This window comes from Sphingomonas sp. C3-2 (genome assembly GCF_033025475.1).
GTDB lineage: Bacteria > Pseudomonadota > Alphaproteobacteria > Sphingomonadales > Sphingomonadaceae > Sphingobium_A.
The window spans coordinates 1529598-1544363 of the sequence record NZ_CP130322.1 but is presented as its reverse complement, the minus strand read 5'-3'; the positions used below and the strand labels follow the sequence as shown (position 1 = coordinate 1544363).

The 14766-nt window shown below is 64.0% G+C and carries 13 protein-coding genes; 9 read left to right on the top strand and 4 right to left on the bottom strand.

Annotated elements, in window-relative coordinates:
- Positions 1–119: 119 nt before the first annotated feature.
- Positions 120–428, bottom strand: a complete 309-nt coding sequence (locus tag QYC26_RS07520) for a glycine zipper 2TM domain-containing protein (protein ID WP_317514772.1) — start codon at positions 426–428, stop codon at positions 120–122.
- A 330-nt stretch (positions 429–758) separates the two neighbouring features.
- Between QYC26_RS07520 and QYC26_RS07515 the strand changes: the two genes are divergently transcribed.
- The 3 genes from QYC26_RS07515 to QYC26_RS07505 all read left to right on the top strand — a co-directional run bounded on the left by QYC26_RS07515 (position 759) and on the right by QYC26_RS07505 (position 2849).
- Positions 759–1067 (top strand): hypothetical protein, encoded by a 309-nt coding sequence (locus QYC26_RS07515; protein ID WP_317514771.1) that lies wholly within the window; start codon positions 759–761, stop codon positions 1065–1067.
- 317 nt (positions 1068–1384) lie between these two features.
- Positions 1385–2197, top strand: a complete 813-nt coding sequence (locus QYC26_RS07510; RefSeq protein ID WP_317514770.1) for a hypothetical protein — start codon at positions 1385–1387, stop codon at positions 2195–2197.
- A gap of 43 nt (positions 2198–2240) precedes the next feature.
- Entirely contained in the window at positions 2241–2849 is a 609-nt protein-coding gene (locus QYC26_RS07505) for a hypothetical protein (RefSeq protein WP_317514769.1), read from the top strand.
- A 70-nt stretch (positions 2850–2919) separates the two neighbouring features.
- Here the strand turns inward: QYC26_RS07505 and uvrA are convergent, their stop codons facing one another.
- A complete protein-coding gene (gene uvrA, locus QYC26_RS07500; protein WP_317514768.1) occupies positions 2920–5838 on the bottom strand; it encodes an excinuclease ABC subunit UvrA in 2919 nt (972 codons plus the stop codon).
- Between the two features lie 248 nt (positions 5839–6086).
- On the opposite strand from uvrA, the gene QYC26_RS07495 reads away from it, so the two are divergent.
- From QYC26_RS07495 to QYC26_RS07485, 3 genes are all read left to right on the top strand, one after another.
- Positions 6087–6515, top strand: coding sequence for a hypothetical protein (locus QYC26_RS07495; protein ID WP_317514767.1), 429 nt, complete (start codon positions 6087–6089; stop codon positions 6513–6515).
- A 184-nt stretch (positions 6516–6699) separates the two neighbouring features.
- Positions 6700–8598: an HNH endonuclease gene (locus tag QYC26_RS07490; protein ID WP_317514766.1), complete on the top strand. Its 1899-nt coding sequence runs from the start codon at positions 6700–6702 to the stop codon at positions 8596–8598.
- Positions 8599–8665: 67 nt separating this feature from the next.
- The gene (locus QYC26_RS07485) at positions 8666–10366 is read left to right on the top strand and encodes a diguanylate cyclase (RefSeq protein ID WP_317514765.1); all 1701 of its coding nucleotides are present in this window, start codon (positions 8666–8668) and stop codon (positions 10364–10366) included.
- Positions 10367–10471: 105 nt separating this feature from the next.
- Here the strand turns inward: QYC26_RS07485 and QYC26_RS07480 are convergent, their stop codons facing one another.
- Positions 10472–11029 (bottom strand): porin family protein, encoded by a 558-nt coding sequence (locus tag QYC26_RS07480; RefSeq protein ID WP_317514764.1) that lies wholly within the window; start codon positions 11027–11029, stop codon positions 10472–10474.
- A 334-nt stretch (positions 11030–11363) separates the two neighbouring features.
- Between QYC26_RS07480 and QYC26_RS07475 the strand changes: the two genes are divergently transcribed.
- The gene (locus QYC26_RS07475; RefSeq protein WP_317514763.1) at positions 11364–12140 is read left to right on the top strand and encodes an STAS/SEC14 domain-containing protein; all 777 of its coding nucleotides are present in this window, start codon (positions 11364–11366) and stop codon (positions 12138–12140) included.
- Between the two features lie 15 nt (positions 12141–12155).
- Here QYC26_RS07475 and QYC26_RS07470 read toward each other — a convergent pair whose 3' ends face one another.
- Complete coding sequence (locus tag QYC26_RS07470) at positions 12156–13097, bottom strand: oxidoreductase (protein ID WP_317514762.1); 942 nt, start codon at positions 13095–13097, stop codon at positions 12156–12158.
- Positions 13098–13310: 213 nt separating this feature from the next.
- Between QYC26_RS07470 and QYC26_RS07465 the strand changes: the two genes are divergently transcribed.
- Both QYC26_RS07465 and QYC26_RS07460 read left to right on the top strand, forming a co-directional pair.
- Positions 13311–14129: a DUF2711 family protein gene (locus tag QYC26_RS07465; RefSeq protein ID WP_317514761.1), complete on the top strand. Its 819-nt coding sequence runs from the start codon at positions 13311–13313 to the stop codon at positions 14127–14129.
- A gap of 236 nt (positions 14130–14365) precedes the next feature.
- The gene (locus QYC26_RS07460; RefSeq protein ID WP_317514760.1) at positions 14366–14755 is read left to right on the top strand and encodes a nuclear transport factor 2 family protein; all 390 of its coding nucleotides are present in this window, start codon (positions 14366–14368) and stop codon (positions 14753–14755) included.
- Positions 14756–14766: the final 11 nt, after the last annotated feature.

The window sequence follows — 14766 nt, the reverse complement described above, 5'->3', positions numbered from 1 at the left end:
TGGCGGAAAAGACACACTCGTCGGGCGGACGCAAAAAGGGCGGATGCCCCCGGCACCCGCCCCTTTTCAACCTGTTGGCCGAACGCGCTTGCGACCCGAACGGCGCAGCAAAAGGCCGATCAGCGGCAGCGGCGCTTGCTGTCGATTTCCTTGCCGATGAGCGCGCCGGCGGCGGCGCCGACGATGGTGCCGGTGGCGCGATCGCCGCGCGTGTCGACCGCACGGCCGAGCAGCGCGCCGCCGACGCCGCCGACGATGAGGCCGGTGGTGCCGTCGGACTTGCGGCAATAGGTACGACCGTCACGGCCGCGCCATTCCTTGTAGCGATGGTGCTTGCGTGCTTCCGCCTTGTCTACGGTGAGCGGCAGCGCCATCGACGCGGGGATGGCGAGCGAAACGGCACCGAGCGCGAGCATGAATTTACGCATGACAAATTCCCTTTGATTCTTGTGGTCTTATGAGACCCCCCCTTCAACGCAGCCATAGTGGCTGGGGTTGCATGAACCCAGCACAACAACAGAAGCACTGGAAATCATGCGAAAAAAGCCGGTGTGACGTCACGTCGTGCGCGCGCGGCGCGGCGGGTGGGGCCGCAGCAGGGCGGGCGTGATTCGCGAGGGGGCGGGGCACAGGCGCAAACTTATCCCCATAATCCCCGATGTTATCCACAGGTGCCCGCGCACGCATTTCGGCAAATTGTGGTATAAGGGCGGGGCAGGGCCGCGCCGGCCGGCGGCGGGCCGACCGTGGAGGTGCCAGTGGCGATCGACCGCAAGCAGGTGGAAGAGGAATTCAGGGACGCGGCGACGGCATTTGGCGATGCACCCACCCGCGCGGCGCTGAACGGCAAGAACAAACCCGGCTGGATCAAGGACGATTACGACGAAAAGCAGCGCGCGCAGATGCTGGAGGTGGAAAGCGAGGGCCCGGCCGAAGGGCTGATCCAGACCGACCTGCTCCCCGATCTGGGCGGCGACGCCGATTCCGACGAGATTGAGGACGATGCCGATCATCTCGACGCGGTGGTCGACACCAACAAGCCCGAGGGCGCACGCGACGCCGAATAGCCGGGAATGGCCGTCTCCCGACCCCCGTTGTCGATCCCCGTCGCGGTGGCGGGCGATCCTGGGTCCGGGTTCATCATGCCCGATCGGGGCGTAATGGCTATTTTCCCACAGGGCGCGGGCATTGCATCGTCCGCACGTTCACGGCACCTTGTTGCCATGGGGCAACGACCCACGCCACGCTGGCCCGGCGTCCTTCGCCGCGCAGCCGGACGTGCGGGCCCCGGTGCGGTGCCATATCCGGGCAGCGCATGGGCGCCGATGGCGGCGTGGCGTCTCGGCAAGTGGCTTGCGTATCCCTGATCCGAAAGGAGTGAGACATGCGCAGCGAGATGATCCTCTGGGGTGGATTGCTTGTCCTTTCAGGCTGTGGCGGTGGCGGCGACAATGCAACCGAGGCCGCAAATGGCGGCGTTCCGGCCGAGGTGGTCGATGTCGCGGCGGCCCCCGCTGTCGCGGCGCCGAAGGTCGATTGCGATACGGTGAAGGGGCAGACCGCGCCCGAAGGGCAGCCCGCGGACGACATCATGGGGATTCGCCAGGGCATGACGGCCGAGCAAGTGCGCAATGTGCTCCAGTGCAAGAATGCCAGCTTTGCGATCAACAGCCGAAACAGCACGGTCAGCTTGCCCGGGGGCGGATCCATGCCGCGCGTCGACGTTTATGCCGATACCGGGCTGGAGAAGGTCAATGTCTGGCTGGTCGGGCCGGCGGGGCAGGAACGGGTGGTCCATGTTGATCGCCGCACCGAATATACCGCGGGCAAGGAATTGCCGGTGGACAGCATCGAAAAGGAACTGGCCGCCAAATATGGTGGGTTCGATACGCAGGCGGGCGGCCGCTGGGGCCGGATCGTGCGCTCGCGCGACGGGCAGCGGATAACGCAGGACAATTCAAGCTACGGGCAATGCGCGAGCCACAATATCACGACCGACCGGGTGATGCCGTGCCTGAACGTCGTGTCCTACGAGATCGGCGCGAACAACCAGAACCCCGCGTTGGCATCGAACTTCAACGTCGCGATCACGAGCCAGGCGGCGGTGGCCGAGATGACGCAGGCCGCACAGGCGCAACAGGGCGCAGCGGTCGAAGCCGCGCGCGATGCCGTCAACAAGCAGGGGCTGGGGCTGTAGCGGGCGATGTCGGCGAAACTTGGTGCAGAGGGGGCAGGCGGTGATGCACTTCATCAACGAGTTTGAACTTCGTCTGGATGCGCAAGGCGAGGCCAGTATCCGCATCGCGCTACCTCCGCCCGCAGACGGCAATTTTGGCCATGCTCTTGTCCTGATTGAGCGGCTAGAGGCGCAGGACGGCGCGCCGTTCGAAGCGATCAACGAGGGTATCAACTCCCCTGACCTGGCGGACGTACTGTCCGATGTTGCAGTCTTTGCCGGGCCCATAAACGAGGGCGTCGAGACGCTGCGCATCGGTCTGTTCGGGCGGGCGGGGGAACGCTTTCGCGTGTTCGTCGGTTGGGCGCGCCGTCACTATGACGAGGCGACGGCCGACCTTTCGTGTACCGTCTGCCGAAAATCGCTCAAGGCGGCGTTTCGCGCCGCGCTTGCCGCAATCGGCATCCCGACGCCGGGCGAGGTGATCAGCGCCGCGGCGGATCAACTGATTGCCGCGCTGGCCACCGAAGGCATCGCGGCCTTTCTTTATGAACTCTTTGGCGAAAGGCTTGTAGGCAGGTTGCAGCGCGCGGTTGATGCGGTCCTCGGTATGACGCGGGTGATTGACGAGGTTTGTCGCAAGCTATGCCGCGAAATAGGGCTTTGTGATTAGCTGAGTCTCAGCAACGACGCCGTAATTTCCCGGGCGGGTGGATACAACGTCGTAACTGCGAAAATCGGAATCACTCCGCCGCCACCCGCTCGCTGCCGCGCTCTAACAGCGGCTTGAGATAGTGCCCCGTGAAGCTGCGCGGGTTTTCGGCGACCTTCTCGGGCGGGCCTTCGGCGACGATTTCTCCGCCCTTGACACCGCCTTCGGGCCCTAGGTCGATGATCCAGTCGGCGGTCTTGATGACGTCGAGATTATGCTCGATCACGACGACGCTGTTGCCCTGTTCGACGAGCGCGTGGAGGACTTCGAGGAGTTTGCGGACATCCTCGAAATGGAGGCCGGTGGTGGGTTCGTCGAGGATGTAGAGCGTGTTGCCGGTGGCGCGGCGCGCGAGTTCCTTGGCGAGCTTGACGCGCTGCGCCTCGCCGCCCGAGAGCGTCGTCGCCTGCTGGCCGACCTTGACATAGCCGAGCCCGACCTCGGCGAGCATCGCCATCTTGTCGCGGATGGGGGGCACGGCCTTGAAGAATTCGGCGGCGTCCTCGACCGTCATGTCGAGCACATCGGCGATCGACTTGCCCTTGAACTTCACCTCCAATGTTTCGCGGTTGTAGCGCGCGCCGTGGCAGACATCGCAGGTGACGTAGACGTCGGGGAGGAAGTGCATCTCGATCTTGAGCACGCCGTCGCCCTGGCACGCCTCGCACCGGCCGCCCTTGACGTTGAAGCTGAAGCGCCCGGGCTTGTAGCCGCGCGCCTCGGCCTCGGGCAGCCCGGCAAACCAGTCGCGGATATTGGTGAACGCGCCGGTATAGGTGGCAGGGTTCGAGCGCGGCGTGCGGCCGATGGGTGATTGATCGATGTCGATCACCTTGTCGAGATGCTCGAGCCCGGAGACCTTGTCGTGCTTGCCCGCGATGATCCGCGCGCCGTTGAGCGCGCGCGCGCTGGCGGCGTAGAGCGTGTCGATCGTGAAGCTCGACTTGCCCGAGCCCGAGACGCCGGTGATGCAGGTGAAGGTGCCCAAGGGAATCGACGCGGTGACGTTTTGCAGATTGTTCGCGGTGGCGCCGTGGACGGTGAGCTTCTTGCCCGAGCCCTTGCGGCGTTTGGCCGGGACGGGCACCGCGCGGCGGCCCGCGAGATAATCGCCGGTCAGGCTTTCTTCGTTGGAAAGGATATCGGCAAGCTTGCCCTCCGCCACGATGCGGCCGCCATGGACGCCGGCACCCGGCCCCATATCGATGACATGATCGGCGGTGCGGATCGCATCCTCGTCATGCTCGACGACGAGGACGGTGTTGCCGAGATCGCGCAGGCGTTTCAGCGTTTCGAGCAGGCGATCATTGTCGCGCTGGTGGAGGCCGATGCTCGGCTCATCCAGAACGTACAAAACGCCGGACAATCCCGAACCTATTTGGCTCGCAAGCCGGATGCGCTGGCTTTCTCCGCCCGACAAGGTGCCGCTGGTGCGGTCGAGGTTGAGATAATCGAGCCCGACATTGTTGAGAAATCCCAGCCGCTCGACGATTTCCTTCAAGATACGCTCGGCGATCTGGCGTTGCTGGTCCCCCAGCTTTTCGGGGAGCGCGGTGAAGAAGGCGAGCGCGTCGACCACCGAGAGGCGGACCGCGTCGCTGATCGTCGAGCGGCCGACCTTGACGGCCAGCGCTTCGGGCTTGAGGCGGGCGCCGTGGCACACCTCGCACGGGGCGGACGACTGGTACTTGCCCAGTTCCTCGCGCATCCACGCGCTTTCGGTCTGGAGCAGGCGACGGTTGAGATTACCGATCACGCCTTCGAAGGGCTTGCTCACCTCATAGCTTTTCTTGCCGTCCTCGAACCGGAGCGTCACGGGCTTGCCGCCGGTGCCGTGGAGGATGATCAGCCGCACCTCGCCCGGCAGATCGGCCCAGGGGGTGTCGAGCGAGAAGCCGAATTCGCGCGAGAGCGAGCCGAGCACCTGCATATAATAGGGGCTGGGCGGGTTGGACTTGGCCCAGGGGACGACCGCGCCCTTTTTGAGCGAGAGCGCATGGTTGGGGACGACGAGATCCTCGTCGAACAACAGCTTTTCACCGAGCCCGTCGCACGCCGGGCAGGCGCCCTGCGGCGCGTTGAACGAAAAGAGCCGTGGTTCAATCTCGGCGATGGTGAAGCCCGAGACGGGGCAGGCGAATTTTTCGGAAAAGACGATGCGGTTGGCGGGAATCCCTGCGCCCTTCATCTGGCCGCCGGCCTCGGCCTCCCCCTCGCGCCCCGGAACGACGCCGTCGGCCAAGTCGATAAAGGCCAGCCCCTCGGCAAGCTTCAATGCGGTTTCGAAACTGTCGGCGAGCCGGGTTTCCATGCCGGGGCGGACCGCGACGCGGTCGACCACGACCTCGATATCGTGCTTGTATTTCTTGTCGAGCGCGGGGGCGTCCTCGATCTCGTGGAATTCGCCGTCGATGCGCACGCGGGTAAAGCCCGCCTTCTGCCATTCGGCGAGTTCCTTGCGATATTCGCCTTTACGCCCGCGCACGACGGGGGCGAGCAGATAGGCGCGCGTGCCTTCGGGCAGCGCCATCACCCGGTCGACCATCTGGCTGACGGTCTGCGCGGCGATCGGCTCGCCGGTCGCGGGGCTGTAGGGAATGCCGACGCGCGCCCAGAGCAGGCGCATATAGTCATAGATCTCGGTGACGGTGGCGACCGTCGAGCGCGGGTTGCGCGACGTTGTCTTCTGCTCGATCGAGATCGCGGGGGAGAGCCCCTCGATATGGTCGACATCGGGCTTTTGCATCAGCTCGAGGAACTGGCGCGCATAGGCCGAGAGCGACTCGACATAGCGGCGCTGCCCCTCGGCATAGATGGTGTCGAAGGCGAGCGAGGATTTGCCCGAACCCGAAAGCCCCGTGATGACGGTGAGCGTATCGCGCGGAATCTCGACATCCACGCCCTTGAGATTGTGCTCGCGCGCGCCGCGCACCGAAATATGAGTCAGCATGGGCGTGTGTGTTCCAGATTTGTTCCCGCCGCGCAAGGCCGCGCGCGGCGCTTCGTTCCGCAAAAATGGCAGATGGGGCGCGGGCGGCGGCGGGGCAAGGGGGGAAGGGCAGCGGGCGGGGCAGGGGGCGGGGGCAGGGCGCGCCTGGGGCGGGCGCGCGGCATGAGCGCTCCGCGACAGTCTGCGCGCTTGCCTTTGCCCCGGGCCGCCGGTCTGATCGCGCGCAAAGCAGAGAAATAGGGGAGAGGATGATGGATCTTGAACGCGCGGCGGCTTTCTGCCGGTCTTATGGCGAGGCGATGGCAACGGGCGGCGCGGGGCGGCTCGTCGACCATTACGGCTTTCCCTATGTGTCGTTCACGCTCGGCCATGTCTCGCGCATGGAAGACCGCGCCGATGCCGATGCCGCGGTGCAGGCGCATCTCGACCGGTTCGAACGCAGCGGGCTCGGCGTCGATATCCGCATGGCGGAGCACCGCGTGGAACCCGTCTCGGGCGGTTCCGCGCTCTGCCATATACGCTGGGAAATCCACCCCCAAAACGGCGCGCCGGGCTGGTCGTGGGACAATGTCTACGGCCTGCGCCAGACGCCCGACGCGCAATATTTCGAGTTCAATGTCTCGGACAATGAATTCGGCGAATTGCTGGGGCGCTATCCCGATTTCATGAGCGTTTGAGGGGGTGCTGAATCATTACTGTGGCGATGGTTGCCGTCGGCATTACCTTCATTCCAGTTGTGTGGCTCCTTCATGCGCTCCGAAAATGACATCGTTCATATCACGGCGATTAATGGTTTGAGTGGGCCACGCCTTGCCGCTCCAGTGCATAAAGCGGTCACATATCAAGTGCGGGAGATGTTGAATGGATCATGGGATCCGCGCTGAGCATTTCGAACTGCTAGCGAAACTGAGCCGGTTGGAGCGTAAGAGGGGCGATCAGGAACAGGACGCTGCCTACAATATGTTGGTCGAAAGCTATGAGGCGACGGCGGACTGGGCGCGCGCGGTGCAGGCTCGGCTCTTTCCGGAAGGATTCGTTCGCAAGCTCTCGCGCCCAACTGATATGGCGCAGCGCTTCAAGCCCTATACTTGGGCGCGCATCTATCCGCGACCTGACGCGCCCAAGGAGTTGGCCTATACAGTTGGGATAGGCGAGTCCGGTGAGTTCTGCGTCAAACTCGATACCGTCCAGATCAACGGAACCGCGACGCGTCGTGTCTACGATGAGTTACGCCACCACGACAATCATCTCTCGCCCTTCGCCGCCCTCATCCCAGCCAAGATTGGGCTTGCCATGTCTTTCGAGGGGTTGGTCGACTGGTCGTGCGAGCAGATCGGCGCGTTCGAACCGGGGTATGATGCGCTTGCGCAAACGCTGGGGCTAATCAAACCGCAGATGAGTCTTATCACCGATCCTGAAATTTCTCGTCGTGCGTTCCAGCGCTGGCATGAGGCGCTCGGCACCGATCCCATAGATGGTGCAATTCGGAGAATCTCCAACCACTCGGTCTGGCTGCAGGCGCGCCACCGCGCGACTGGTTGCGATGTAAAGCTTGGTCTCGATCCGACTGGTGACGAGTGGGCGGTTGAGATCAACGCACCACCGATCGCCGGTGATTATAACCGTTTGTCTGGTATCGCACGCGATGCAAACGGCGGGTTGCATCTGTTGCGTCAAGGCTGGCTACGCGGCCGTCGCTCTGCGCCGGATGTCCGTGAACAGCAGTTCGCCGAGTTGACCGGACTTGAAGCCGTGCCATTGGTGGCGACGGGCCGAGCCGCAGCTCGAACATGGTTCTTAGTTGCGAGCCTTGACGATCCGCCCGAACGTATTCGCCGCACCACTGCACGTTTCGTTGAGCTCTGCAATGCTGCGCGCGCCGAGGTTGATGCTGTAGCGAACGATGCGAAGATCAAATTGGTCTCCCGTTTCGAACAATTGTGCGCCAACGTGACAATGCTGGAGGCTGTGCGTGTCGAGCATCAGACCGATGACTACATGGCGTACCTCGGCCTCCTCAGGCGCGGCACCTGTTTTCTTCCTTATACGACAGCGGATGGCATCGCATTCGCCCCGTCACGCTTCATCGGCTATGCCGACAACAGTTTTGGAAAGCACGCTGCCAATGAGGCACGCGATGGGCGATTAACCAATCGTGCGATCAACGCGATCATTGGTCATCCTCCAGTGCTCGAACCGGTGCTCGAGGACGAATATCGCCGCTTCTGCCTTCGGTTGGGCTTCACGCCGCTATCGACTGGGGCGTTCGGCGTCGCCCGCAAATACTGGCTGACCGCTGAAATCCGTAACCGGCTCGACCTTCTCGTCCAGCAGCGGGTGATGGATGACCCCGTACTCACCGTGACCCAAAAGGATCAGCTCATTCAGGCTCGCGTCGGCCAGGGGGCCTTCCGCGAGGCCCTTTTTGATCAGTGGAATGCGCGATGCTGCGTTACAGACTGTGCAATTCGCCCGGCGCTGCGCGCATCGCATATCAAACCCTGGCGCGTGGCCTCCAATGTTGAGCGGCTCGACCGTTTCAATGGGCTGCTGCTCGTCGCCAATGTTGACGCGCTGTTCGACCGCTTCCTTATTTCATTCAGCGACGCGGGTGACATGCTATTGGGCCCTGACATTAGTAAGGACGATTTGCTTGCCCTTGGCTGTGATCCGGATCGTCGTATCGGGGTGTGCACGTCACATGCGCCTTATCTTGCTTGGCATCGGGCCGAATTCTGTGAGCGCGGCGGCATCGGCTGAGGCGCAGCAACTCTGAAAAATTAACAAACTTAACCCGCCCCTAAGCATTTTTTGATAGGGGCGGGGCATGTGCGAGCGTGTCCGCCATCTTCTGGTGACTGTTTTCCTGCTAACCTTTCTGGCGTTGGCGGGGGTGACGCCGGCGTCCGCGCGGGGGGCGGTGTTGGAGACGCGCAGCGGTTGCTGGGCCTCGGGGGCGTTGGCCGAAAGCCTCGGTGCGGTGGCAGGGTCGGCCGTGCGCTGGCACTGCGACGGGCGGGCTTTTTCGATTGAGGACGAACGGGTTCTCCTGCGTTTCGAGCTTGCGGCCGGGGGTGTGCCACCGCGCTATCTGTTGACGCGGCGCGCCGCGCTGGAGCGGGTGCATGTCCTGATGCTGGACGCCGATGGGGGGATGCGCGAGACGGCGATTGAGCCCGGCGCCTGGCAGAATTCGAAGGCCGATGGCCAGTTCCGCATCGTGCTGCCCGAGATATCCGTCGAAACGCGGCAGCTGATCGTCGCGTTCGACCGGCCGAGCCACCGCATGACGCTGGAGCGGGCCTATCTCGCCCCCGCCGATCCGGCGGACGGCGCGGATCATCTGCGCAAGCTGCTGCTCCTCGCGGCACTGTGCGGGATGCTCGCGATGCCGCTGATGTTCAACGCGGCCTTTTACCGGGTTCTGCGCGAGCCGTTCGTGCTGTGGCATTCGGCGCTGGCGGTTACGCTGCTGGCGACGGTGGTCGTTTCCTCGGGGCTGGCGGCGGCGCTTGTCGATGTGCCGGTGATGACGCTGAGCTGGATGGCGACGCTGATCTTCGGGCTTTCGGTCGCGGCGGGGGCGATGTTCACCTATGGTTTCATCGAGCCGGGGCGGATGCACCCCTGGCTGCGGCGCGCCTTGCCGTGGTGCGCGCTCAGCGCGGCGGCGCTGAGTGGCTTCCACGCCGCCTTTCCGTTCGTCGCGCGCCCGGTGCAATCGACGCTCTATACCGCGGCGTTCGCGCCCATCTTGCTGATCTTCGTCTGCGCGATGATCGATGCGCTGCTGCGCGGGAGCCGTGCGGCGAAGTTCCAGGCGGTGGGCTGGGCGCCGATGGTGCTGGTCGGGCTGACGCGGCTGATCACCGGGCTGGTGCCCACGCTCGACAATCATGATGCGATGATGCTTTTCTATTTCGGCTGCGTGTTCGAGGTGCTGTCGACCGCGATGGGCGTGGCGGATCGCTTCATGGCGCTGAAGGACCAGCGCGACCGTGCGCGGACCGAGGCGGCCTTGCTCGAGCGGCTGGCCGAGCGCGATGCGCTGACCGGTCTGCTCAACCGGCGCGCGATCGAGACGCATTTCCAGGAACTCTACGCGAGCGGCTTTACCAGCATGGCGATGCTCGACCTCGATCATTTCAAGGCGATCAACGACGATTATGGCCACGGCGTGGGCGATATGGTGCTGAAGGCGACCGCCGAGGCGCTGCAGCCGAGCCATGATGTGCAGGCCTTTCGCATGGGTGGCGAGGAATTCGTCCTGCTGGTGCGGGGGAAGGATGCGCATGCGCAGGCCGAACGCCGGCGGCGGGCGATCGAAACGGTTGTCGCGCGCCGGGTGCCGATCATCACGCGGCGGGTTACCGCAAGCCTGGGGGTGGTCGATCTGGTCGCGGGCGCGGCCGCGCCGGTCGATTTTGATCGCGCGTTCGAGCTGGCCGACAAATTGCTGTACGACGCCAAGCTGGCCGGGCGCGACCGCGGCGTGAGCGCGGATGGCGCGCTGCGGATCGCCGCCTGAGCGGGCCGGAAACGAAGACGGGCCGGAACATTTACGTTCCGGCCCGTCCGTCGGGCGCCACGCTCCGCTAAGAGGGGGGAAGCGGGGGCGCCGCGCCCAAGGCTTTTAGAAGCCGTAGACGAGACCCAGCAGGCCCTGGGTGTTGCTCACGCCCTTGTCGTAATTGACATAGTTATATTCGGCGCGAACCTTCACATGCGGGGCAACCTTGGTTTCAAGGCCGCCGCCGACGCGCACGCCGTCGAGCCAGGTCTTGTCCGAAAGGCCGGTGACGGTGGTGCGGATCTGCTCACGGGCATAGCCGGCGCGGACATAGGCGGCGGTGCTGTCCGAGATGTCGTAACCCGCGCGGGCGCCGACGCCCCAGCCCCAGCGTGCGCGGTAGCGCAGCGTGTCGACGCCGTTGGTCAGGTGCGCATCGGCGGTGTTGAGGTCGATATTCGCTTCGGGGGCGACGAACAGGCCATTGCCGAGCGCGACGTTGTAGCCGGCAAAGGCCGAGGCGCCGACGCCGGTGGAGCCGACGCTGTCGATGCCGGGCTGGTCGATGTTGACCGAGTCGACCGTGACGGCGGCGCCGACATAGGGGCCGGTTTCGGTGGCCGCGTGAGCCGACGTGGCGAAGGCGAGCGCAGAGGCCGCAAGAATTACCTTACGATACATGGTGGTTCCTCGTTTTCTTTATGCTTCCCTGAACCGGGATGCTGGCGATTTAGGCGTGCAAAAGATTTGGTTCAACACGTCATAAAGGTGACTTGTCCGCGCGTCTGATGCAAAATTTGCAATCACAAAACTGTCATATTCTCGGTAAATTATACGCTTTGTGCGTCGCGCCCCGCGACGTGGACAATATCCAAAATATTGGAAATCAAATCATAAGCTGCGATGACTCGCACGCCGTCCAAACCCCCTGTCCGCGCCGATTTTCGCACAGGGCTTTCCCCTATTTGCGCGCGCCATGCGTTGAGGCACCATCGCCGCCAAAGGAGTGAAAGCGATGTTCACCCAGATCGACGCCCCCGAAAATGTCTTTGCCGGCCGCTTTTCCGGCCGCCTGTCGAAGGACGATATCGACGCGGCGCTGCGCCGACTCGATGCGATGCTCGACAGCGGGCAGGACGTCCACCTGTTCATCGAGGTGGAGGATTTTCAGGGGTTGAGCGGTGAAGCGTGGAAGAGCGATCTGGGGCATAGCCTCCATTATCTGAAGCGGCTCAAGCAGTTCGGGCGCGTGGCGGTGGTGAGCGAGCAGGGCTGGCTGCGCATGATGACGCGGATCGAAAGCGCGGTGCTGCCCTTCATCCATTACGAGGTGTTCACCCCCGACCAGCGCGAGATGGCGCTCGCCTGGGCGAAGGGCGAGGGCGAGCTCAACCGCCCCGCGCCGCTCAAGCTGCTGTCGACCGGATCGCCCGACCTCATCGCCTTCGAGCTGGACGGACGGATGACGCGCGCGGCGCTCGACGACTTCTTCACCGAGCTGCGCGACGCGATCGGCGAGCGCCGCGATGTGCGGCTGCTCGGCCGGATCACGCGCTATGACGGGTTCGACCCGGCGGTGATGGTCGACCGGCGCTATATCGAGATGAAGTTCGAACTGATGCGCAAGGTGTCGCGCTATGCGGTGGTGGGCGGCCCCGGCTGGCTCGCCTCGGTGATCGGCCTCGCCGCGCCGCTGGTCAAACCCGATGTCCGCCACTTCGCCGCCGATGACGAGGAAGGCGCCCGGCGCTGGTTGGGCGAGGGGGGGAACCAAGCGCCCGTGGCCGGGTGATGGCCGCGTGCCCCGTTACACCGCGAACCGCGTCTCCGTCAGTTCTTCGGTCAGCGTCCAGAGCCGTTCGGCGTCTTTGGGGTTTTGGGCGGCGGGTTTGACCGTGGCGGGGGCCGGGGGGCCTTTCATCTCGCCAAAGCCGCCGGGGCCGTAAAAGCCGCCGGCTTGCGCGTCGGGCGCGGTGGCGGCGTAGAGCGTGGGGAGCGCGCCGGCCTGGGCGGGCTGGCCGAGCCAGGGCATGACGAAGCTGAGGATCGTGCTGACGAGATAATCGCCGGGGCCGAATTTGCCGAGCTGGCGGCGGTTGGCGCCGATCGCGGTCTGCGCGACGCCGGGATGGACCGCGATGCTGCGCACCTTGCTCTGCGCGGCGCCGAGCCGCCGCTGGAATTCGCGCGCGAAGAGGAGGTTGGCGAGCTTGGTGCGGTTATAGGCGCGCTGCGCGGCATAGCCGCGTTCGAGCTGGAGATCGTCCCAATCGAGCGCGCCCTTGCCGTGGACCATGCTGGAGACGGTGACGACGCGCGGCGCGGCGGCGCGGCTCAGCAGCGGAAAGAGCCCCGCAGTCAGCACGAAATGGCCGAGATGGCCGATCGCGAAGCTGAGCTCGAACCCGTCGGCGCTGGTGCGACGCTCGCTGATCGGCTGGATGCCGGCATTGTTGATCAGCAGATCGAGCGACGTGCCTTCGGCGGCAAGCGTGCCTGCGAAATCGCGCACCGACTCGAGATGGCCGAGATCGAGCATCCGGAATTCGACCGAGGCGTTGGGGCTCAATCCGCGGATGCGCTCGCGCGCGGCCTGGCCGCCTTCGGCATTGCGATCGACCAGGATGACGTGCGCGCCGTTCTGCGCGAGGGCGCGGGCGGCTTCATAGCCGATTCCGCTCGCCGCGCCGGTAACCAGCGCGCGCGTGCCCGAGAGATCCGGAATATCGTTTTCGGACCAGTGCTGCATGCCATCCATCCCCCATTATCGCCCGGATCGTGCCGGCCGGTCTGTTCCCCGGTGCGCAGGCATAAGGCGTGCGGGCGCATTGAGCCAGAGGATGTTAGGGCGCGTGGACACCCAAGCCGAACTGTCCGGGCTCACCGACATTGTAGACGTTCGCCTCCTGAACACTGCAGCTCGAAAGCAGACATCCTATGCGCAGAGCGATATACCTCCGGAATGAACGACGCTGATCGCACCAAATTTGGACCTCCCGACGATACGCCAATGCTGCCATGGTTTGGTGGCGCGTTTTCACACGGCTTCGTAGCGCTTCACCCATTTGTTGCGATTGAGGGGCTTCATCCCGGGGTATGTGAATACGGGACGTTGATTTTGCCACGTTCCAGTGCACCACCTGACGTAGACTTGCTTGAGTGGGTAGATGGTGAAGCGGAAGAACGTCGGGACGGCAAAGAGGTAACAGCAAGCTCAGTCGATGAGATCGCGGTTAGGTTTGGCAATCAAGTGAGCTGGCGAGAAATTTGTCATCTCGCTGGGCTCAGCGATCATTGCGCACTGGACCAGGCGCTTAGAACAATCATCCTCGGGTTGAGAAAAGATTTGGAGGATCAAACATCAGCCGAGCGACTGAAAAAGTTTTGCGACCAGAATGCACTCTTTCGCCCGACCGAAGGGCGATTTCAGCCAATTATGCAAGCCAACCTAATCGATCTATTTGAGCGAGTGGGGGTTTCCGAGGTGTTCGTCGGGGATGAATTTGGGGATGACGAACGGCTCGTAACCCTTGCGACACTTGGCGGTGAACTAGCTTGGGATCGGCGAACGGATTTGTCATCGTGGGGCATCAGGCGAATTTACGCGCCGGACCAATCCATACTCGTGTGGGTTCACTGGGACAGCTTCTATACGGCGGTTTTCGCGACTGCCGAAAGACTGGACGGGAGCAGGCTCGACGAGTTGTTCGAAGGCTTCTGGTGTTCAAATGAGACGTCGACATACTGGCTAACGCAGCCGGCCATCCCGCTCACACAGTAGCATCGAGGCATATCGTAATTGAACGGCCGCTTTGGCCTTTTGGCCGAGGTAAAGCTGCCTTTCCGGACACCCGACTTTCCGGACGTCCTGCCTCTTCATGCGTTGGCGCGAAAGCGGGCGGTTACAAGCTCCGGAATTGGTCCACGCCGGGACCCGAGGAGTTGATTTTGCGGGCCAAGGCGGCATGGGGTTGCCATCCGAATCCCGTCTGATCCGATCCGTGAAGGGCCGCGCCAATGACCAACCCCGCCGATCTTGCCATCCGCATGCGCCGCGCCGCGTTCAACCGTGCGCTGGCCGAGGGCGATCTGAAGGCGATCGGGCCGCTGCTCGCGCAGCATGCGGTGCTGGTGACGGGGACCGACAGCGCGGTGATAACCGGGCGCACCGCGCAGTTGCAGGCGTGGAAGCGCGAGTTCGCGGCGGCGGCGCGGGTGGTCTATGCGCGCACGCCCGAGACGATCGTGCCCTCGACCGTCGAGCCGATCGCATTGGAGCATGGCCAGTGGCAGGGCGTGGACGCGGCGAGCGGAACGGTGATCGCGTCGGGCAATTACACCGCCAAATGGCGCGAGTTGGGCGGCCAGTGGGTGATCATCGCCGAAATCTATCTGACGCTCGGCTGAGACTTCCCGGC

What these genes read in the sequence shown, in the direction of transcription:
- QYC26_RS07475 (WP_317514763.1), top strand. Translation starts at nt 11,364, where the DNA reads ATGTTCACCCAGATCGACGCCCCCGAAAATGTCTTTGCCGGCCGCTTT.
- QYC26_RS07480 (WP_317514764.1), bottom strand. Translation starts at nt 11,029, where the DNA reads ATGTATCGTAAGGTAATTCTTGCGGCCTCTGCGCTCGCCTTCGCCACG.
- QYC26_RS07485 (WP_317514765.1), top strand. Translation starts at nt 8,666, where the DNA reads ATGTGCGAGCGTGTCCGCCATCTTCTGGTGACTGTTTTCCTGCTAACC.
- QYC26_RS07465 (WP_317514761.1), top strand. Translation starts at nt 13,311, where the DNA reads ATGAACGACGCTGATCGCACCAAATTTGGACCTCCCGACGATACGCCA.
- QYC26_RS07470 (WP_317514762.1), bottom strand. Translation starts at nt 13,097, where the DNA reads ATGCAGCACTGGTCCGAAAACGATATTCCGGATCTCTCGGGCACGCGC.
- QYC26_RS07490 (WP_317514766.1), top strand. Translation starts at nt 6,700, where the DNA reads ATGGATCATGGGATCCGCGCTGAGCATTTCGAACTGCTAGCGAAACTG.
- uvrA (WP_317514768.1), bottom strand. Translation starts at nt 5,838, where the DNA reads ATGCTGACTCATATTTCGGTGCGCGGCGCGCGCGAGCACAATCTCAAG.
- QYC26_RS07460 (WP_317514760.1), top strand. Translation starts at nt 14,366, where the DNA reads ATGACCAACCCCGCCGATCTTGCCATCCGCATGCGCCGCGCCGCGTTC.
- QYC26_RS07495 (WP_317514767.1), top strand. Translation starts at nt 6,087, where the DNA reads ATGATGGATCTTGAACGCGCGGCGGCTTTCTGCCGGTCTTATGGCGAG.
- QYC26_RS07505 (WP_317514769.1), top strand. Translation starts at nt 2,241, where the DNA reads ATGCACTTCATCAACGAGTTTGAACTTCGTCTGGATGCGCAAGGCGAG.
- QYC26_RS07520 (WP_317514772.1), bottom strand. Translation starts at nt 428, where the DNA reads ATGCGTAAATTCATGCTCGCGCTCGGTGCCGTTTCGCTCGCCATCCCC.
- QYC26_RS07510 (WP_317514770.1), top strand. Translation starts at nt 1,385, where the DNA reads ATGCGCAGCGAGATGATCCTCTGGGGTGGATTGCTTGTCCTTTCAGGC.